Origin of the sequence: Dyadobacter sp. 3J3, assembly GCF_009801115.1 — a bacterium.
Lineage (GTDB): Bacteria > Bacteroidota > Bacteroidia > Cytophagales > Spirosomataceae > Dyadobacter.
This window is the reverse complement of the sequence record NZ_VTOL01000008.1, coordinates 287,041-306,272: the sequence shown is the minus strand read 5'-3', so window position 1 is coordinate 306,272 and position 19,232 is coordinate 287,041. Positions and strand designations below refer to the sequence as shown.

Genomic DNA, 19,232 nt, shown 5'->3' with positions numbered 1-19,232 from the left:
CCCGATATTAAAAGTCACTGGTGGGATTATTCTTTTGCTAAGCAGGATATTATCTTTTTTTACTCAAAAAATCAATTTCTTGTTCACATTAATAAATACTGCTAAATGATATTTTCAGGCCTCAGTTGACCTGAAAAAGATGGAAAATCATTATTGGATTGATGTTTTTAGGACGAACTTTTATATCAATAAAATTATGGACTACGGATTGTTCGGTCAATGAAGAAGCCGTTAACATTTATTTAAATAATAATTAAGGTGCAGTTATTTGAAGTCAAATATTGAAGATTTGTGTCTTAAACAGATTAGATTGCAGATGTTTGGTATTGACAAAGCAGCCAATAATTAACCTGAAAAAATAAATAGGCAGATGAAAATACAACTTTCTTTTGAGTACCAGTTATTTGAAAACGCTCAGCAGCTGGACGAAAATTTGCAAAAACTTTTGAAAGCTTCGAAAGAAGCAGTAAGTCTTTCTTATGCGCCGTATTCAAAATTCCATGTCGGGGCTGCACTTTTAATGTCAAACGGTGAAATTGTTAAAGGCAGTAACCAGGAAAATGCATCTTTTCCAGCAGGGATTTGTGCTGAACGTGTGGCATTATCGGCTGCCTCTTCCTTCTTTCCCAATGAAAAAATACGGGCAGTTGCTATATCTTACCACAACAGCGCCGACGATAGTTCTACGGAAAATATTTTATCGCCGTGCGGGATTTGTCGTCAAAGTCTGACGGAAGCTACACAACGGCAACAAAGTCATATCGAAGTTATTCTCAGCAATCCGGAAGGGAAAATTATCTATGTGGAAAATGCCGACAACCTGCTTCCACTGGCATTTTCTTCGGATCATTTCTGAGTACTAATTTTCACACAAAAGGAGTTCATATTGAATAAGTTATTGTTATCCAATATTTTTTATTTTTAACTACTGATTTTTTTGGCGTAAATATCAAGCGAAGAGACAGATTGGGGATTTTAGTAAAAACCGGCAATCTGTCTCTTTATTTCCATCATGAGTTGGCTAGAACCTTCCTACGCTTTGCGAACCTCAGTGAAACACATTTAATAATTCATTAACATGCATCGCGATCCTTGTTCATATTGAGAATCTAACTTCGTATTCTCATTAAGAAGCGAAATATGAATTTTCTGGTTTGGCAAAACAGGCGTGATAAGATTTTGTTTTTTAAGTGTTTGATTATCCTGTTATTATGGACTTGGACTGCATCATTGAATTGTTTCTCTCAAAATTCTTCAAGCATCTTATTTTCCTCCGAAATGAAAATGACAGAGGCGGGAGCGTTTACGGTGATAACATATAATATCGCCGGTTTGCCCGAATTTATTTCCAGTGCTGTCACCAAAAGAGCTCCAAGCATTGCGGAAATCAGCGAGAAGTTAAACCTTTTTGATATCGCCCATGTTCAGGAAGATTTTAATTACAATAAATATCTTTACAACTCAGGAAATACACATCCTTTTCGTACTAAACACAAAGGGAAAGTGCCTTTCGGCGATGGATTGAACACACTTTCCAATTTTCCTGTGCATGATCTTCGTCGAATTCGCTGGAAAGATTGCAGCGGCACAGATTGTCTTACACCAAAAGGATTTTCGTTCAGCCGGATTGAGGTTGCAAGGGATATATTTATCGACTTTTATAACGTACACGCCAACGCCTGGAACCATAATTCGGCTTCTGCGGCCAGACGGAAAAATATCAAACAGCTATCGGATTATATCAAACTGAATTCTTCTGAAAATGCGGTTATTGTGATGGGCGATCTAAATGCCCGGTATTGTTTTTACAATGATAATATCAGTTTGCTCAATAGTGAAAATGGACTTACTGATGTGTGGGTCTCTGAGAAAAACAAAGGTAAATTTCCTGATCTATTAAAAGAATTTCCCTCTGAGGATATTCTTTCCATAACCGATTCCTGTGAAACAATTGATAAAATTCTCTATAAAAGCAGCAAAGAAATTGAACTTATGGTGAAGGATTATAAATTTGAAAAACTCCTTTTTTCCAGCGTAGAAGGGTTACCGCTTTCAGATCATATTCCGGTAAGTGCCAGATTTTTTTGGAAAATACAGCGTAATGTCCGAAATCATAGTGAACCAATATTTACCAAAAATGAAAAATAACTTTTCATTTTTGGTAAGATCAAGGATTGAAGACAACATTTACTTGCCTGTAGTTGACGCATTTTTCGGATCTAATAATCCATGGTAAAGAGCCATATAATAAGGCAGTAAAAAGAAAGTGCCTTCATGCTCCTCATGCCCGTCGCCCTCAGAAGCGAGTAGAGCAAAACCGTCACGATCCTGTCGGACATGTCCGCGCTCGTCAATGGGTAATGCGTAACCATCTGTCCGCCATCCAATATTCTCGTTTTGTAGTGGGGAAGTATCAAAAACTACATCCAGACGATGCGTATTGTCCATCGTATAACCAATCAGGTCCAGCGGAACTTTTTGCAGATTTTCAAGGATGAAATCCGGATTATTGCTCGCTTTATACATGCTTTTGACAACTTTGGGAGTATAGAGCCTGTTTTCTGGAAACAGGTTTTTATTATCAAAAAATTTCTGGTCAGCAAGTTCTGTAAAACGGTTTGCCAATGAAGCATAAATTGCATCCCAAAACGCGTTTTTCTGCTTACTGATATGCTGCCAGGCAATTTCCAGCGACTGACGATACATTAATAAAAGCGAAGGATCGGTTTCATAATTGATCAATCCGTACATACTCATCAAACAAAGATTGTTGTCCCAGGGCACCACATTTTCCGGTGGAAAAAACTCTTTTGGATGCATGGCATTGATGTGATAATTGTATTTGTCGCGCAGGATTTTGGCTTCCTTATCATATTTTGCATCTCCTGTAACGTGTTTTGCAACATTCAGGAAGGACAACATGATCATCGAATTCAGCCCGCGCTGGTCATAACCATAAACAGAATTGAAATATTCAGGAGAAAAATCACCCCAACGGGTCACTTTTCCATCGTGGTCTACAAGTTTGTAACCATGGCGAATCATGTGATCCATGATGTCACCCACAACTTCCCGAACCTCCTTTTTTTCTTCTTCTGTTTTGGCAACCAGATCGTAATAAATTCCGTAAAAAAAGAAATGTCCCGCAAGCTCATCCGAACTGGTATCACATTTCCATAGATATTTGCCGTCTTTACTTTTTGGAAAACGAGGATAAATGTTTTTCCACATTGGATCAGCCTGTTGATGTCTCAGATTTGCTTCCTGGCTGTAAATTTCATTGACAGGTTCATGCCAATCAACGGGAATAATGACACGCGCCGGAAATCCTTTTTCATGCGTAATATCTACAAGCCATTTGCAGGCTTTGAAACTTCTGTCGGCTAATGCTTTTGCCTCCAAATCACCGGTTGCAGCATATCGGAACGCATTTGCAGCACCATACATGGCTGTGTACATGCCATCATTATCCGAAATGGCAACTTCGGAAGAGGCCGGATTGAACTGTTCTTTCAAATGGCTTGGCGCAACAAAACCCATCCGGTTATGCTTTTCCTCTACCTGTTTGGTGAAAACCTTTGCTTTATTTTCCAGCGACATCAAAGCTGGTGTAATCTGGCTGATTCCTTGATTGGTGGCAATCCACAATGTTCCGTCGGCCTGGACTGAAACATCATTTACATAATCATCAGGCATCCAGCGACGGCTGAAACGGTATTTGAAATAATCGTTTTTGACTTCAATAATACCTTTTTCTGTTCCAAACCAGACTGTTCCGTCAGGACCGGCAGCGGCGCATGTAAATTTATTATAAGGCAACCCTTCTTTCCCGGTAAATAATTTCCAGGATTTCCCGTCCAGATATGCAACGCCTTCCTCGGCGCCGATCCAAAGTTTTCCTTTAGAATCTATAATGAGCGCAGTAACGTTTTTTAATAACCAGTTATATTTATCATTTTCCGGGAAAATTCGTTCTGGTTTTTTTCCATTGCTGACAAAGTAAAGCCCTTCATCACAACCGACCGCATAACCGCCTTTGTAAACCACCGAAGAAAGGACTTTTCTCCCCGGAATTATGGGCGATTTTGGAGGGGATTTCAACTTAGAATTCCCTGATTCGGCCCACTTTCCATTTTGAAACTGAAATTTTTGTTTCCGGATTTCGGAAACAGGAACTCCGTTTTGCAAATATATTTTATCAACTTTCCCTTCCGGCAACCCGTCCTTTACAGCATGTATTGTGACAATTTCCTGAATGAATTTTTGATCACCCACTGATTGGGCAAATAAATAAGACGGAATGAATAGTATCCAATAAAAGAAAAACTTCATGTAAAATGCGGTTATCAGTATTGCCAACCTTGGCAATCAACAGCATTATTACTTCCTGTATAGAGAAAGAGGCTACAAACTGCTCCAAAAAAGTGGATTTACCAGCCTTTTATCTGGCCACCTTTAAATTCATTTTCGGCCGCTTTTGCTACTTCGTCAGACTGATATGCTTTGACAAAGTTTTTAACTTTTTCCTGATCTTTGTTATTCTCGCGTGACACAATCAGGTTCACATAAGGTGAGTCGCTGTTTTCTACCATAATGCCATCGCGATTGGCGATTAATCCGATCTGACCGGCAAAAGTATTGTTGATAATGGCTACCACAACTTCTTTGTCATCCAGTGATCTTGGAAGCTGCGGTGCTTCCAGTTCCAGGATTTTAAGTGATTTTGGATTTTCAACGATGTCTGTAACCTTTGGCAGCAGACCAACGCCATCTTTTAATTTCAACAGGCCATATTTTTGTAAAAGGAGCAGGGAACGCCCTCCATTTGTCGGATCATTTGGAATGATGATCGTACTTTCAGGTTTCAATTCTGAAATGTTTTTGATTTTTTTTGAATAACCTGCAATAGGATAAATGAAAGTTTTGCCGACAATAGCCAGTTTATATCCGCGTTGTCTGGCTTGCTCATCCAGGTAAGGTTTATGCTGAAATGCGTTTGCATCAATATCACCCTGGTTCAGCGCTTCATTTGGCATAACGTAATCTGTAAATGCAACGAGCTCAACTTCCAGGCCATATTTTTCTTTGGCAACTTTTTGTGCAGCCTGCGCTATCTTAAATTCCGGACCGGCGGAAACGCCCACTTTTATAAAATTCGGGTCATCTTTTTTTGAATTTCCTGAACAAGCAAAAAGTGTTATTGAAGCGACTATTGACAAAAAGAAAGACAGGTTTTTTAACTTAAAAAGCATAGATTTTTATTTATGGTATTGTTAATGAATTACATATTAACTGCTGAAAAATAATGGATCTTATATTTTCAGTAATTCTATTATTGATTTTTAGGCGAATAGCGGTACGCCGCCCAGCTGAACGCTAATGGCTATGGGCTGCTTAAGTTATCGGTGGTCCACTCTTTTTGAAATTCGGTCACCTGCAAACTGAATCAGGAAAACAAGCAAAACGAGCAGAATCAGGACGGTGTTCATGATCACAGCATCGTATCCGATATAACCATATTGATATCCGATCTGTCCCAAACCGCCTGCACCAACTGCGCCACCCATTGCGGAATAGCCAACCAATGTAATTAAAGTGATAGAAGCGCAATTGATCAGCGAAGGGAGTGCTTCTGGCAGTAGCACTTTCCAGACAATTTGAAAGGGTGTTGCGCCCATGGCCCTGGCCGCTTCAATAAGTCCGGACGGAACTTCGATCAGGCTATTTTCTACCATTCTGGCGATAAACGGTGCAGCACCTATACTAAGCGGAACCAGCGCCGCACTTACGCCGATGGATGTACCCACCAGTGCCCTGGTGAAGGGTATCATCCAGACAATCAGTATTATAAAAGGAATGGATCGAAAAATATTAACGATCACCGACAAAATCCTGTTGAAAATTTTATGTTCTAAAACCTGTCCTTTTCGTGTTAAAAAAAGAAGAATTCCAACAGGCAGTCCCATGGAAAAACCAAAAAAACCTGACACAAAAGTCATCACCACCGTTTCAAGCGTTCCTTGCATTACGAGGGTTGTCAATGAATCATACATAACCTACAATTTCTACTTTAATGTGTTTATCAATAAAATAATTAATAGCCTCCTGGCAGTTTTTAGCATTTCCCGAAAGTTCAATCAGTATCACGCCAAAACTTGCTGCACCGGCCTGATCCATTTGTGCGGTTATAATTTTAGTATCCACGTCAAATAATCTTGCGGCTTGTGATAAAACGGGTTCATCAACAGATTTTCCTGTTAATTCAAGTTTTAACAACGGGTGCTTATTTTTTGAACTTGTATCTTCTAACCGGTTTTTGTACAAAACCGGTACTTCAATATTCAAGGAAGAAGCGATGAATTCTTTGGCAAGTTCTGTTTTGGGATGAAGAAAAATATCGCCGACGGACCCCTGTTCAATCAATTTTCCATTACTAATCACCGCCACGGAATCACAAATGGATTTTACGACATTCATTTCATGCGTGATGAGCAAAATCGTAATCCCGAGCCGCGCGTTAATATCCTTTAACAAATTCAAAATGGACTTCGTCGTGCCCGGATCCAGTGCGCTTGTAGCTTCATCGCAAAGTAATACTTTGGGGTTGCTGGCCAATGTTCTCGCAATAGCCACCCGCTGCTTTTGTCCGCCTGAGAGATTGGCAGGATAGTCGTCCGCTTTTTCCAGAAGTCCGACCAGTTTTAATAAATCAAAAACTCTTTCTCTTATTTTATCTTTCGGCATGCCATCCAGTTCGAGCGGAAAGGCGATATTTTCTGAAACGGTTCTGGAAGAAAGTAAATTGAAATGTTGAAAAATCATTCCTATGTGCCTTCTTTCTTTTGCGAGCTGAGAAGATGAAAGGTTGGTCAGATTGACGCCATCCACAATAATTTCTCCCGAAGTCGGTTTTTCAAGTAAATTCACACATCGGATCAGGGTACTTTTCCCAGCTCCCGAAGTTCCTATAACACCAAAAATCTTTCCGGCCGAAACGGTTAAGGAAACGTTGGCAAGCGCATCAATTTGTTTGTCTTTTTGATAAAAAGTTTTTGTAACATTCCTTAATTCTATCATTTCTTATCAGCAGGTGAGTGCAATATTTGGTGCAATTTAAGCAAACTTACGCTTCAAATACATAAACTGCACAATTACTATATTCATTAAGTAGACTATGTTTTTTGCTTATTAATAAAACACCGGAAAATTATATTTTCTAGATAGAATGTTTTTTGAAATTGTTTTTTTAGCCAGGAGACTGCACTCGGAATATGGAATTTTAATGCCACGTGGATTGAAAATTTTAATACATTATTCCTGAAATTTTAGTTTAATTCAGGTCAGATCCTGAACGGAATAATCACCTTTACGCTGAAATTTCTACCCATGTTAAAAACACCCATTCTACCAGTGACGTTATTAACCGCTGTGTATTTAAGTCGGCTTAAATGATTCTGATAAGCGACGTCAGTTATGTTATTGGCAGATAAAAAGATGCTCAAAAATGTTCTTTGTTTGTTGGCAAAGTCACCGCCCGCCCCGGCATTTAACAGGCCATAACCTGCTGTTTTTGTTTCTGTATTAAAACCTGTAAAAGGGTGATTTTGAGCAAAAGTATTGTCCAGTTCCAGTTTCAGATATGCGTTACGGAGTTTTTTGTTGTTCTTTCCAAATTCCGCTTTTATCGTGTTGATTAATCTTCCGGATGGGATCAGAGGAAGATTTTTACTGCCATCCTGTTCTTCGCTGAGCGTAGCCCTTACATAGGAAAACGAGCTTTGTATATGGAGCCAGTCGAGCGGATGCGGGTGTATATCAACGCTTATTTCACCGCCGTAAAGGCTCGCTTTGTTTTGGGCATATTGATACGCAATGAGTTTGTTAGTTCCATCCATTACGATAGAATCAGACCCTGATCCTGACACCAGTTTCCTGTAATAAATGAAATTGCTGATGGAATTATAAAATGCGTAGGCCGAAAGCGTAAGATGAGAAGTAGACATTTCTATCCCGCCATCGAGCTGAAGGCTGGTTTCAGATTTAAGGTTTTGCTGGCCGTGCACATAGCGGTTGGTACCTTCATGAGCTCCATTGCTTGCCAGCTCAGGGATATTGGGCGCACGGAATCCTCTGGCAATATTAAATTTCAGGGTAGCAGCTTTTGTTAAAGCATAACTCAAACCTCCGCTGGCAGATACATTGGAAAAATTTCTTTTGAAATTTGAAAATTTCAAAGCCTCATCTATATACAATGCGTTGCTGTTCAGGAATCTGGTATCAAAGCGAATTCCGCCACTGATCGTTAATTTATCGATTCTTTTTTGGGTGTAAAAAAATACGCCGGCGTCAAAAAGTGAGTATTCAGGTATCAAAGCTTCAACGCCTTTATTCCGGTTTGACTGCTGCATTCCATTAATACCGATGGAGTTTTTCCAGCCATTATTTTCTGAAAAATGGTAGCGCATGTTATAGTTGACCGTGCTCAGGTCAAAGTATAAGGCTTTTTCTCCCGGATCGAGAACATTTCCAAATTCCTGTCTGCGGTTGCGTTGGTAAGCAATCGTAACCGCAAGCCTGTTATTACCGAGATAAAAACTGTTATCGGTCGCGAGCTTAAAATGTTTTATTTTTTGAAAGGGAATGACTGGATTTGAGGTGTCAAAATCTTTTGAGCCAACAGTGACTTCCTCTTCCGATCCGTTGTTATTCACAACCTTTGTAAACTTTCCTGTAGCCTCGTCACGGTCTCCTTCAATTAATCCTACTGTCTGATTGAAGCGCGTCAAATACAAATGAGTGAATCCCCAGCTTTTATTGAGACCAATATAAGTGCCGAAGTTTTTCTCGTTGAAATTAGAATTGAAAACCTTTCCGTCGTATTTATTTTTATAATCTGCGGCTGCTTTGTAAGTACCATTTAATCCCCAAACCAGGCCATTTTTATTCCCATTTACTTCTCCGTGAACACCACGCAAGTTGTTATTTGACTGATAGGTCGTCAAAATACTTCCACTGGTTTCTCCTTCCGCTGCCGGTTCAATGGAGGTAAAATTGATCACACCCGCCAGGGCGTCACTTCCATACATGATCGATGCCGGCCCTTTAAGAACCTCGGCGCGGTTAATACTATATTCGTCAATTTCAACGCCATGTTCATCGCCCCATTGCTGGCCTTCCTGCCTGATTCCGTCATTGACCACAACTAATCGGTTATAGCCAAGCCCGCGGATAATAGGTTTGGAAATCGCAGCTCCGGTAGAAATCTGGGAGACGCCGGGAATTTTTGTGAGTGCGTCAATAATATTAGTTGAAGTACCTCTGTTGAGATCCTGTTTTTTGATAATTGTTACAGGAATAGGCGTCCGTTTTACAGAAGTTGCCGAAGATACGCCGGTGATAGTAACCGCTTCCGCTTCCACAGCAGTGGGCGACAGCGTGAAATCTTTGGTTATATTTCCTCTTAGCTCAATCGTTTCCAAAATCGAACTGAAACCGACATATGTTACTTCAATCAGGTATTTTCCTTCGGGCAGGTTTTTGAAAGAATAAACTCCCTGCGCATTTGTTGTTCCTCCAATTTTCAGGTCAGGGAAAATGATGGATGCACCCGGAAGAATTTCTCCGTTTTCAGTATTCGTAATTTTTCCGCTTAATAAATTTTTAATATTTTCTGTCGTCTGCAGGCTGTTTTCAGGCTTAACCTGGGCTTGCACATTTAAATTAAATATGATTCCTGCACTAAGAAATAGAACTTTCAGTAAATCAGACTTCATATTTTCTATTTTAGTGATTTTTGGAGTTAAATTACATAAAATATTTAAAGATTATCTACCTTATTTGAGATCAGAAATCAGTTTGAATGCAAAATCATCAGATATTTTCCAAACTTAAATCCTGATCATTATGTGGAAATACTATGCCGTTTTGTCGGCGATTTTTGCTGCGGTAACCGCTATTCTGGCTAAAATCGGAATAAAGGGTATTACTGGAAATGTAGCCACTGCCATTCGTACTGTTGTTGTACTTTTTATTGCCTGGGGAATTATTCTCGCTACCGGAGAAATCAGGGAGGTTAAAATGCTGAGCAAAAATAATCTTCTCTTTCTTGCCCTTTCGGGTGTTGCCACCGGACTTTCCTGGATCTTTTATTTCAAGGCACTTGAAACAGGAAATGTTTCGAAAGTTGCACCCATTGATAAGTTGAGTGTCGCTATTGCCATGGGATTGGCATTTCTTATTTTGAAAGAACCAATTGATTTAAAAACCCTGATAGGTGGATTGCTGATCGTAGCGGGAACTATCGTAATTATTTTATGATACTTGGGGCTGACAGATTCTTGAAAAAGTGACATTTGATTGACGGAAGCAAAATAAGTATACAGCAAAGACCGCAACAAAAATCTTAGCGTTCTTCGCCTTTTATCTTATTAATTCTGCGTGAAACTTGAAATAAATTACTTGAATAAATTAATCCAAAGAGATGCCCTCAATCCGAGATTACTTCCGGAAGGGGTGTTCACTATGTTTCTGAAATCATAAACATAAAAGGGTGAAAGCTGTGCCAGCACTCTGGACTTTTTATATTGAAGGCCTGATCCAAACATGAAATTATGAAAGAAATAAGGCTTGGCGTCGGTTTCAAAAGTATTCCGCCGTTTTGAATTGTTCAGATAGCTTTCGAAGTCAACCTGCTGATAAGCAGTTAAATCCAGACTAGTTCCCAACTGTACAAATAGCGAAATGTTCTTTTTTAACGGAATGTAATATTTAAGGCTTATTGGCAAACTGATCACAGATGTTTTGATCGAAATATCCTCAATCCGGTCAAACTTGGATGGAAGATAACTTCGGTATTGTACCAGAAAGAATTTCCCAGTGGCAGAATTATAATCTCTGAGTGCCTTATGATTTTCTGCTTCCAGCGTCGAAGCCTGAATTCCAAGTGAAACGCCAAGGTTTTCGGTTGGGAAAAATTCAACAGCCGGGCCAAAGCCGTAACTGTGAAGGGAAAGCAGACTTTCCATGCCCAGCCGCGGCTGTAAAGAGGAAAGCCGGAAAGGTGGTCTTTTAGGTTTTACAACGGGGATCGGTGTTTTTTTTGCAGAAAGTGAATCAACAAGTGCCACCAGAACTTTATAGTTATAAGCCTGAATGACTCTGTTCGAATCGAGCAAAGTTGTAAACCTGTCTTCATCGCTCACTTTTTCAGTTGTATCCGACGCAGTGGTTATTCCTGATTCATTACTCAATGTTGTTGAGCCCTTTCCAACTAAAATATTATTTCCGGCACCAGGCTGATTTTCAGATCCCGATGTTTTTGTAAGTAAATTTTTCTGTTCATCCGTATCTTTTAAGTCTGATGTAAAACCTGTTGTTAGTTGGGGATATTTCGTGGAGATTTTTCTATCCGGTTCGCTTCTTTTGTCAGCAACAAGATTCTTGTTACCCTGTGATGTTTCATAAAAATGCCTGTGCTCTACGATTGTTTTTTTTACTATATAAACCGTGTCCGTCTGATGCACAGATTGCCGTGTTGTATTTTTGCCGATAATCTGATCCGGTTGTACGTTTTTTTTATCAAAAACTATATTCCTGCCCGAAGTATTACTTAATTGCCTCAACAGCTCCTGGTTTTCCCTGAGCGTATAAAGCGTTGTAAACCATCCGGCCAACATCATTGCCGCTAATGCCCATCCGCCGTATTGTTGTGCCCATGGAAAGAATCCCGCAGCGGGCAGTTTTTTACTAAATCGGTCCCATGCACGCGGCTCATATTCCGGCCGGACAGATTCCAGGTTCTTTTTTATTAGTTTATCGAAACGTTCACTAGACATAGTTTCGTTTGTTTATAGATCCGTTTGAGACCCAGTTAATGAGTAGTTCCTGTAATTTAATTCGGGCTTTCGCCAGATTGGAACGAGAAGTTCCTTCATTGATTCCAAGCATTGAGGCAATTTCGGCATGCGAATAGCCATCTACGACATGTAAAGAAAAAGCAGTGCGATAGGAGGGTGGTAAAAACTGTAAAACGGATAGAATTTCTTCTGCCGATAAGCGTTCAATAAGTCCTTCATCCTGACCAATATCGTAGGCTTCTTCAATATCAGTAAACGTTACGTCTGTCTTGTTCTTGCGGTAATGGTCAATAGCAGAGCGAATTATCACAGTTCTGAACCAGGCTTCAAAAGGCTGATCCGGATCGTAATAACTTATCTTGTTTAAAATTCTGAGAAAGCCGTCATCAAACATTTCCTCTGCTTCTTCCCGATTGTTGGCATAACGCATGCAAATGTTGATGCCGAAGCTGTAATATGCTTCAAACAACTGTTTCTGTGCGGCTGGTTTCTGATTGCGGCATCCTTCCAGTATTTCCGTCAATGGTAATGTTTTAGATCTTCTAAATAGCACAGATCTGTCAATAAGTAAGTTCCATTCTTTTCTACGTAAAAGAGCTACGGTATCGTTGCCTGACAAAGTTAATTTTTTTTTCTTCTAATCTCAGGCAACGGCGACACAAGGAATTGCCGTAAGTATACTTGTAATTCTTATACTAATCATTAAATAAATTAAATGCTGTATATCAATATGTTATAACAGATTGTGAATTCGTAAGTCCAACAAATACTTGATTGCCGGTATATACCTGAATGTGTATTCCAACACAACCCTAACAATAAAATTTTTAATGAAACGTGTTACCGAATTTTTTTCAAGGGAAAACGTAATTTTATTTATTTACATTTTAATCAGTATCGTCACAGGCATTCAGGATTATGTCGGTGGACCTTTGAAGTATAATAACTACCTTATATTTCGTCAGTCCCTGATTCATCTTTTGGGTAAAACAAACCTGCATCTGGAATATCCGAAGGAGTATTTTGATCTCTTTTTGTACCATCCTTCTTTTTGTATCATGTTCGCCCCGTTCAGTCTTATGCCTGTTGTGGCGGGGCTGTTTTTTTGGTTATTATTTTGTTCTGTTACCCTGTTTTATGCAATACGAAACCTTCCTCTTTCTTATAAAAATAAAGTTTTTTTCTGGTGGTTTATTCTTCTGGAATTAAATACTTCAATACACAATGAGCAGACAAACCCGGTGATTGCGGCGCTGGGTTTGTTCACGTTTTCATTGCTTGAAAAAGGAAAGGCAAAATGGGCTGCCCTGCTTCCTGTTGTAGCTTTTTGTATAAAAGGATACGGGTTGATCTTTGCTGCTTTGTTTCTTTTTTATCCCAAACGTGGGGAATACATTCTCTATTCCGTTTTCTGGCTTGTAATCATGTCTCTTTTGCCATTGCCGTTTGTCGGGACAGAATATTTTGTGCAGATCTATCAGGACTGGTATACCTGCATGATCGATGACCATAAAGTCAATTTCGGGCTCTCTATCATGGGGCTTATCAAACTATGGTTTCCTGCGTTTACTGATAAAGGTGTGATGCGTGTGCAGTATCTGGGTCTGGTGTTGTTTGCTTTAACCTGGATATGGACACTGGCCAAACGAAATTTCACAACGCAGCAAAACAGGTTTCTTTTGCTGGCATATGCATCTTTATGGGTGATTATGTTCAATCACGCAGCGGAGTCTCCCACTTATGTTATTGCCATTCAGGGTGTGGCAGTATGGTATTTTGCCAGTAGGGAAACATTAGGTCAGTGGTCTCAAATTCTTGTTGCCGGTGTTTTTCTGTTCAGTATTCTGGCACCTACGGATGTTTATCCGGCATCCTGGCGCCATGAATTTCTAGGTCCTAATCTGATCAAGGTAATTCCTTGTTTTATAGTATGGTTTGTATTACAATTTCAGTTATTTAGTCTTGAAAAAAAATAATCTTCCTCCGTTAATCAGTATCGTGCTTCCTTGTTACAATCCCGTTGACGGGTGGTGCCAGACACTGGAAAATAATATTGCAGAATTGAATGGCAGGTTGCCATCCAACAGGATTCAGTACATCATTTCGAACGACGGATCCACACGCCTTGATAAAAGTAAAGTATGTTTGCTCACAGCTAGCGACAATGTGATTTTTCTTGATAATGTAGTGAATGAAGGGAAGGGCTCGGCCATTCGTAAAGGAACCTTACATGCGGATGGTGATATCATCATTTATACAGATATTGATTTTCCTTTTGGAACCGATCCGATTGTGGAAATGGTCAAAATATTCGATGAGAATCCGCAATGCTGGTTTGTATATGGCAATCGGACGAGTGAATATTTTAAAAAACTGCCTTTGAAACGTAAGATGATTTCCAAAGGACTTCACCTGCTGAACCGTATTTTCCTTTCCGGCCACATCACCGATACGCAGGCAGGAATAAAAGGATTGAGAAGAGAAGTCCTGCCGGAAGTGCAACGTACCAAAACCAATACTTTTGTTTTTGAGATTGAACTGATCAGAAAATTGATCAGGAAAAAAGTAGATATTCAGTCCGTAAATGTTTTCGCAAATCCTTCCATTATTTTCAGTGATTTCAGTTTCAAAGTTTTGTTTAAAGAAGCGGTTAGTCTTAGCCGTATTTTTATGATGAGCTGGGCTTGGAATGAAGTATTGTAAAAAGAAATAAATCTGTCGTTCAAATTATTTAACCTGCCTAAAAAGTCCTTTTCCCGGCGAGAGCCGGGAAAAGGCATCGAATTTTTTTTGCTGATAAAATCTTTTTGTTGGCCTAAAATCTGAATAAAAACGATAAAGGTTTAAATCAGCTTACTATTCAAAGAAATTTTATTAGTTGTATACAAAATACAGCATTTAGGATTCATTAATCGCACCGGATGCGTCGTAAGTTTTCACGGTAACTTTTTCCGGATAACCATTTGCCAGATATTTATAAAGATTGTCCCCAAAAGGAGCCTGTTGATTCGGTACATCAGGCGGAGCTGGTTCATCCTCTTTTTTACAGGAAATAAAGGCGACAAAAAACAAGTTGCAATAAATGTATTTCATGGCTAGAGATTTTCTTTAATTTTTGCACTTCCGGTTACAAATTAGAAAATATCAGAAGAATTCAAAATTAATTTCTACTAATTCTAATCATATGAGTATGCTTTAAATGCTTTTAAATCAAACAGTTTGCGATTTGCCAATATATGCCCTCTTGTATTTCCTTTGGAAAAAGTGAAATGCTCAAAGATTTATATCAAATAGGATTTGTGTACAAATTGCTTATCATTCTGTAATTTTGACTGTGCTGACAAACAAAGGAATTCAATAGGTACGGTTTGGTTATGGAAGATATTTTTGAGATTGACATTGAATATAAAGGTGAAATCCGGGAATTTGAAGGACGCCTTGTTCTTTCCGGTTATGAGCATAAAATTGAAATTTTTATTGAGGATATTTCCGTGTTTTTTGAGCCCGACGAAGAACGAAATTACCGTGCAATTGTAAGTTTGGATCAAATGGGTGATAAAAATTTAAGTGCTGGATTATTGGAGGCAATAGCGCACAAGCTTGAATCTTTGTTGAAATAAAAGGTAATTTGCTAATGCTCCACAGATGTGTTTCCGGGAAGTTCAATTTGATTTTGCTGCGTATTTAAAAGGCCGGCAGGAACGTTCAAAGTTCCGGTTTCAGCATCCAGCAAACCATTTTTCTCTTCTTCAATATTGGTGGCCTGTGTGTAGATATCCCCGGCAAAAGGGCGGTTGCGTAGTTCCTGTTTAAATTGACGAATCAGATCTGCGCGATCCTCGTCATTTTTTGGGCCGCCGTAGTTATCAAAACCAAAACCTCCCCATTCACTCACCACCAATGGAACCTGGTTACGGTAGAAAAACGGATCGCCCACAACCAGTGGAAATGCAGCAACACGGTCAAGCGCTCCTTCTGAAAGTTGGTCGAGAAGTTCTTTCCATCTCGGCAGGTCCGAGGTATATAAATGAGCGGTTAATAAATCGGATTTCAAACGGCCTTCAAGAGAAATATGTTGCCAGCCGTCATTGTCCACAACCAGAAATTGTGGATACGCAAGCTGCATATAATGATAAGTATCAATTATGTATTGCCTCGTTTCAGGATTGGTGGCAATATCCTGTGCGCCCCAGTCTTCATTATATAAGCTCCAAATGATAATGGACGGATGTGTTCCGATCAAAGCCAGCATTCTCAATAGTTCATTCTGATGATTGATCCTGCTTTTTTTGCTGGATTGATGCGGACTTGGAACTTCAACCCAAAGTAAAACCCCTATTTTATCTGCCAGTTTATAAATCCGCGGGTCAACACCTGCAATATGAATTCTGACCAGATTGCAGCCGAGTTCTTTCATTGCGTACATATGCCTGCTGATCTGCTCATAAGTAGATGCGCCAGGCTGATAGAGAATTCCATCCAGGTAGATGGGTTTATTATTAAGATAAAGAGAAGAGCCACGAGCCTCAATTTTTCTCAATCCAAATTTTGTTTCAATTTCAGCGGAATAATTCGCTTCATTAATCAACTGGGCGACTAAGCGATATTGATGAGGATTTTCTGTCGACCACAATTTTGCATTCGGAATTCTTAAAACCACACGCTGTGATTTTTGCCCGGCTTGCAGCATTAATGGGTATTCGTCTTCTGCTATGGGCACGGAATTGTCTGTTTTATCATCAAAAACTTTCAAACGAATGCGATAAGAACCAGGATCTGAGATACGTGTGGTAAGATTGAACCGTACCAGATTATCTTCCACGCTGCTCACAACACCAACTCTGGAACGGAGCCTGTTTCTCTCCACGGTTTCAATCCAAATACTGCGCACTGCACCCGTATAGGTCTGGTACCATATTCCACCTCGTTTGTACACATAAGATTCCTGCTTACCACGGGTAATATCAGCATCCATCGAACTTTCAATCCTGACTGTAAGCCGGTTCACAGGTCGGAGGATTTTCTTTTCCAGTTCGTAAGAAAAAGAAGTGTATTCACCTAAATGTTTTGCTTCACCTTCAATGGTAATGAGTGCAAAACCGTTTAGCCACACCTGGGTTTGGTAACCGCAGGCGCCAAAGGTAAGCTGCATCAGCGCGTTTGTATCCTCTTTTTCTTCCTTTTTTGGTAAATCAAATTCCCGCTCATACCAAACTACAACCTTGTCTTGCCACGGTTTTTCCGATTTTAAGGCGCTGGCTATATGTTCCTCCACACTTCCCGGCCAATGAGCCGTTTGATCATATCGGTGACTAACGAACCAGCTATCCGCCAAACCTCTGTCAAGGTTATCAAGAGAAAATTTCCATTCCCCGTCCAATAACATATAATCATTGGGACGTATAACTGCCCGCGGAAGGGCATTAGCTAAGTCATCAAATCTTTCTTCTCTTGATTTTGAAAGTCCGTAATTAATATGATTTTCTGTTGCGGCCATAATCTTATGTTCATGTGGTATCAATGAATATCAAACAGCATGTTTTCATTACTATTTCAACAGTAATGATAAAATATTTTCCATTTATAAATATTGCCTTTCAATTTCTTAGTTGGATTAAAGGAGGTTTTTGTGATTTTGTTTAACTTGATCTATATTTCGAATGGGTTAAGGTATACTTTTAGTAACGATTTTGTTTTTTTTATATTTCCTCATGCGTGGCAGGTTTCCGGTAAATATGTGTTCATCCCGAAACGATATTTTTTTTATTAGTTTTTTCCTTGTGGTTATATTCTGGCCATGTTTTTTGCTTGCCCAAAGTCCTGGTAATGTACTGGAAAGAGATTCAACGGTCCGTGGCGATACGAGTAAATTATATGATTTGATCGATGTAGGTAAGAGATTGTTGCATATTCAGCCAAAGAAAAAAGAATCAAGCCCGGGAAAAACCATCTACTTTTCGGTCCTTCCTTTTTCTACACAAGTTCCAGGTGGAGGAACTGCACTGGTAACATCTACAACCGCCGGTTTTTACCTCGGTGATAGAAAAGATACATACATGTCGCGGGTTACATTTACGCCCTACTGGAATTTTAAACAGCGGTTCGGCCTTCCAATCCGATCGTATATCTGGCTTGACAAAAACCGGTGGGTGATCAGTGGAGATACCCGGTTGATGGTTTATCCGCAATATACCTGGGGATTAGGAAAACAGTATAAGGAAGGGGATGAGCTGCTGGTTAATTATTCTTATCTCCGGTTATATCAAACTTTACTCAAACGGCTTTCCCATGGTTTTTTTGCCGGTGTTGGTTATCATATAGATTACCGGGTACATATACATACGGATGATGGGGCACCTCTTCTCGCAGATTACACCGGATATGAATACGGTACTACACAGTCGGCCAATAGTTTTTCTTCAGGATTAAGTTTGAATGCACTGTTCGATACCAGAAATAATTCGATCAATCCATGGGATGGATATTACGCAAGTGTACAATACCGTTTCAATCCAACCTATCTTGGAAATTCCAATTCCTGGAAGTCAATTTATATTGATTTTCGGAAATATATTCGATTTGATCAAAACCGTGAAAGGCAAAACATGATAGCCATCTGGACTTATTTATGGAAGGTTTTTGATAAAAAAGTACCTTATCTTGATTTACCCAGTATTGGCTGGGAAGATTATAACCGTTCCGGGCGCGGCTTTGATCAAAATCGTTACCGTGGAAGAAATCTCCTATATGTTGAAACAGAATACCGGCGGGATATTACCAACAACGGGTTTTTAGGTTTCGTGGTTTTCGCCAATGCTAATACCGTTAGTGGTCCGAAAAGCTTGTTTTTGTTGAACTGGAATCCCGGCGGTGGCGCAGGACTTCGCATAAAAATGAACAAAAAATCAGGGACAAATATTGCGTTGAATTATGGTTTCAGTAAACATTATTCGGGTTTGAAACTTACCCTTGGTGAAGTGTTTTAAATCATAATGCGTTTATCTTGAAATAGGTTATCAAGGTTTTTAGCATTTTATATTTCTTCAATAGGTTACCTCAATTATCTTATTTTAAACATTTTGCGTATTTCTGCTGCAATGCTGCCGAAAGATTGTGTCAAAATAATTTAAGAAAATTCCTTATTTCCCTGCTATTTCTACTTCCGACTCCTGGTATGGAAACAAATATTTTACTACAAAATTTACAAAGAAATTACTACTCGAATCCTCGGATTTCTCTACACCATTCCAGGAAATAGTAATCTACATTTGCGATAAAATAGTTGGATAAGGTTTTTAAAACTATTTGGTAAAGGCATCAGTATGCTTGATCTTTTAATCTTTCAGCTTAGTTAAACCGGAAGTTTACAAATATGAA

The 19,232-nt window shown here is 39.4% G+C and carries 16 protein-coding genes; 7 read left to right on the top strand and 9 right to left on the bottom strand.

The annotated features are described in order from the left end of the window. Positions 1–370 precede the first annotated feature (370 nt). Together FZF08_RS18815 and FZF08_RS18810 are read left to right on the top strand one after the other, a co-directional pair. The gene (locus tag FZF08_RS18815; RefSeq protein ID WP_159471561.1) at positions 371–856 is read left to right on the top strand and encodes a cytidine deaminase; all 486 of its coding nucleotides are present in this window, start codon (positions 371–373) and stop codon (positions 854–856) included. A gap of 422 nt (positions 857–1,278) precedes the next feature. After that, complete coding sequence (locus FZF08_RS18810) at positions 1,279–2,148, top strand: endonuclease (RefSeq protein WP_159471559.1); 870 nt, start codon at positions 1,279–1,281, stop codon at positions 2,146–2,148. 39 nt (positions 2,149–2,187) lie between these two features. On the opposite strand, the gene FZF08_RS18805 is transcribed toward FZF08_RS18810, so the two are convergent. From FZF08_RS18805 to FZF08_RS18785, 5 genes are all read right to left on the bottom strand, one after another. Further along, positions 2,188–4,332 carry a two-component regulator propeller domain-containing protein gene (locus FZF08_RS18805; protein ID WP_159471557.1) on the bottom strand — a complete coding sequence of 715 codons (2,145 nt, stop codon included), beginning with the start codon at positions 4,330–4,332 and terminating at the stop codon, positions 2,188–2,190. A gap of 98 nt (positions 4,333–4,430) precedes the next feature. After that, entirely contained in the window at positions 4,431–5,252 is an 822-nt protein-coding gene (gene metQ, locus FZF08_RS18800; RefSeq protein ID WP_159471555.1) for a methionine ABC transporter substrate-binding lipoprotein MetQ, read from the bottom strand. A 147-nt stretch (positions 5,253–5,399) separates the two neighbouring features. Continuing rightward, on the bottom strand, positions 5,400–6,053 hold the full coding sequence (metI, locus tag FZF08_RS18795) for a methionine ABC transporter permease MetI (RefSeq protein WP_159471553.1): 654 nt from the start codon (positions 6,051–6,053) through the stop codon (positions 5,400–5,402). Beyond that, positions 6,046–7,077 (bottom strand): methionine ABC transporter ATP-binding protein MetN, encoded by a 1,032-nt coding sequence (metN, locus tag FZF08_RS18790; RefSeq protein WP_159471551.1) that lies wholly within the window; start codon positions 7,075–7,077, stop codon positions 6,046–6,048. Before metN ends, metI begins: the two co-directional genes overlap by 8 nt. 263 nt (positions 7,078–7,340) lie before the next feature. Beyond that, on the bottom strand, positions 7,341–9,773 hold the full coding sequence (locus FZF08_RS18785) for a TonB-dependent receptor (protein ID WP_159471549.1): 2,433 nt from the start codon (positions 9,771–9,773) through the stop codon (positions 7,341–7,343). A 130-nt stretch (positions 9,774–9,903) separates the two neighbouring features. Between FZF08_RS18785 and FZF08_RS18780 the strand changes: the two genes are divergently transcribed. Then, positions 9,904–10,317: an EamA family transporter gene (locus FZF08_RS18780; protein ID WP_159471547.1), complete on the top strand. Its 414-nt coding sequence runs from the start codon at positions 9,904–9,906 to the stop codon at positions 10,315–10,317. A gap of 137 nt (positions 10,318–10,454) precedes the next feature. On the opposite strand, the gene FZF08_RS18775 is transcribed toward FZF08_RS18780, so the two are convergent. Together FZF08_RS18775 and FZF08_RS18770 are read right to left on the bottom strand one after the other, a co-directional pair. Then, positions 10,455–11,834, bottom strand: a complete 1,380-nt coding sequence (locus tag FZF08_RS18775; RefSeq protein ID WP_159471544.1) for a hypothetical protein — start codon at positions 11,832–11,834, stop codon at positions 10,455–10,457. After that, positions 11,827–12,474 carry an RNA polymerase sigma factor gene (locus FZF08_RS18770; protein WP_229216595.1) on the bottom strand — a complete coding sequence of 216 codons (648 nt, stop codon included), beginning with the start codon at positions 12,472–12,474 and terminating at the stop codon, positions 11,827–11,829. Before FZF08_RS18770 ends, FZF08_RS18775 begins: the two co-directional genes overlap by 8 nt. A 211-nt stretch (positions 12,475–12,685) precedes the next feature. Between FZF08_RS18770 and FZF08_RS18765 the strand changes: the two genes are divergently transcribed. Both FZF08_RS18765 and FZF08_RS18760 read left to right on the top strand, forming a co-directional pair. Continuing rightward, the gene (locus FZF08_RS18765) at positions 12,686–13,831 is read left to right on the top strand and encodes a glycosyltransferase family 87 protein (protein ID WP_159471542.1); all 1,146 of its coding nucleotides are present in this window, start codon (positions 12,686–12,688) and stop codon (positions 13,829–13,831) included. Next, positions 13,818–14,558 (top strand): glycosyltransferase, encoded by a 741-nt coding sequence (locus FZF08_RS18760; RefSeq protein ID WP_159471540.1) that lies wholly within the window; start codon positions 13,818–13,820, stop codon positions 14,556–14,558. Before FZF08_RS18765 ends, FZF08_RS18760 begins: the two co-directional genes overlap by 14 nt. A 195-nt stretch (positions 14,559–14,753) precedes the next feature. On the opposite strand, the gene FZF08_RS18755 is transcribed toward FZF08_RS18760, so the two are convergent. Further along, positions 14,754–14,948 carry a hypothetical protein gene (locus FZF08_RS18755; RefSeq protein ID WP_159471538.1) on the bottom strand — a complete coding sequence of 65 codons (195 nt, stop codon included), beginning with the start codon at positions 14,946–14,948 and terminating at the stop codon, positions 14,754–14,756. A 281-nt stretch (positions 14,949–15,229) separates the two neighbouring features. Between FZF08_RS18755 and FZF08_RS18750 the strand changes: the two genes are divergently transcribed. Further along, entirely contained in the window at positions 15,230–15,475 is a 246-nt protein-coding gene (locus tag FZF08_RS18750) for a hypothetical protein (RefSeq protein WP_159471536.1), read from the top strand. Between the two features lie 11 nt (positions 15,476–15,486). On the opposite strand, the gene FZF08_RS18745 is transcribed toward FZF08_RS18750, so the two are convergent. Then, positions 15,487–17,352 carry a glycoside hydrolase family 2 protein gene (locus FZF08_RS18745; RefSeq protein ID WP_159471534.1) on the bottom strand — a complete coding sequence of 622 codons (1,866 nt, stop codon included), beginning with the start codon at positions 17,350–17,352 and terminating at the stop codon, positions 15,487–15,489. Between the two features lie 307 nt (positions 17,353–17,659). Here FZF08_RS18745 and FZF08_RS18740 point away from each other — a divergent pair, with 307 nt between their 5' ends. Beyond that, entirely contained in the window at positions 17,660–18,841 is a 1,182-nt protein-coding gene (locus tag FZF08_RS18740) for a BamA/TamA family outer membrane protein (RefSeq protein WP_200837127.1), read from the top strand. The last annotated feature ends 391 nt before the right edge of the window (positions 18,842–19,232 follow it).

Coding starts and splice junctions, on each gene's coding strand:
- FZF08_RS18815 (WP_159471561.1), top strand. CDS start 371: ATGAAAATACAACTTTCTTTTGAGTACCAGTTATTTGAAAACGCTCAG.
- FZF08_RS18810 (WP_159471559.1), top strand. CDS start 1,279: ATGAAAATGACAGAGGCGGGAGCGTTTACGGTGATAACATATAATATC.
- FZF08_RS18805 (WP_159471557.1), bottom strand. CDS start 4,332: ATGAAGTTTTTCTTTTATTGGATACTATTCATTCCGTCTTATTTATTT.
- metQ (WP_159471555.1), bottom strand. CDS start 5,252: ATGCTTTTTAAGTTAAAAAACCTGTCTTTCTTTTTGTCAATAGTCGCT.
- metI (WP_159471553.1), bottom strand. CDS start 6,053: ATGTATGATTCATTGACAACCCTCGTAATGCAAGGAACGCTTGAAACG.
- metN (WP_159471551.1), bottom strand. CDS start 7,077: ATGATAGAATTAAGGAATGTTACAAAAACTTTTTATCAAAAAGACAAA.
- FZF08_RS18785 (WP_159471549.1), bottom strand. CDS start 9,773: ATGAAGTCTGATTTACTGAAAGTTCTATTTCTTAGTGCAGGAATCATA.
- FZF08_RS18780 (WP_159471547.1), top strand. CDS start 9,904: ATGTGGAAATACTATGCCGTTTTGTCGGCGATTTTTGCTGCGGTAACC.
- FZF08_RS18775 (WP_159471544.1), bottom strand. CDS start 11,834: ATGTCTAGTGAACGTTTCGATAAACTAATAAAAAAGAACCTGGAATCT.
- FZF08_RS18765 (WP_159471542.1), top strand. CDS start 12,686: ATGAAACGTGTTACCGAATTTTTTTCAAGGGAAAACGTAATTTTATTT.
- FZF08_RS18755 (WP_159471538.1), bottom strand. CDS start 14,948: ATGAAATACATTTATTGCAACTTGTTTTTTGTCGCCTTTATTTCCTGT.
- FZF08_RS18750 (WP_159471536.1), top strand. CDS start 15,230: ATGGAAGATATTTTTGAGATTGACATTGAATATAAAGGTGAAATCCGG.
- FZF08_RS18745 (WP_159471534.1), bottom strand. CDS start 17,352: ATGGCCGCAACAGAAAATCATATTAATTACGGACTTTCAAAATCAAGA.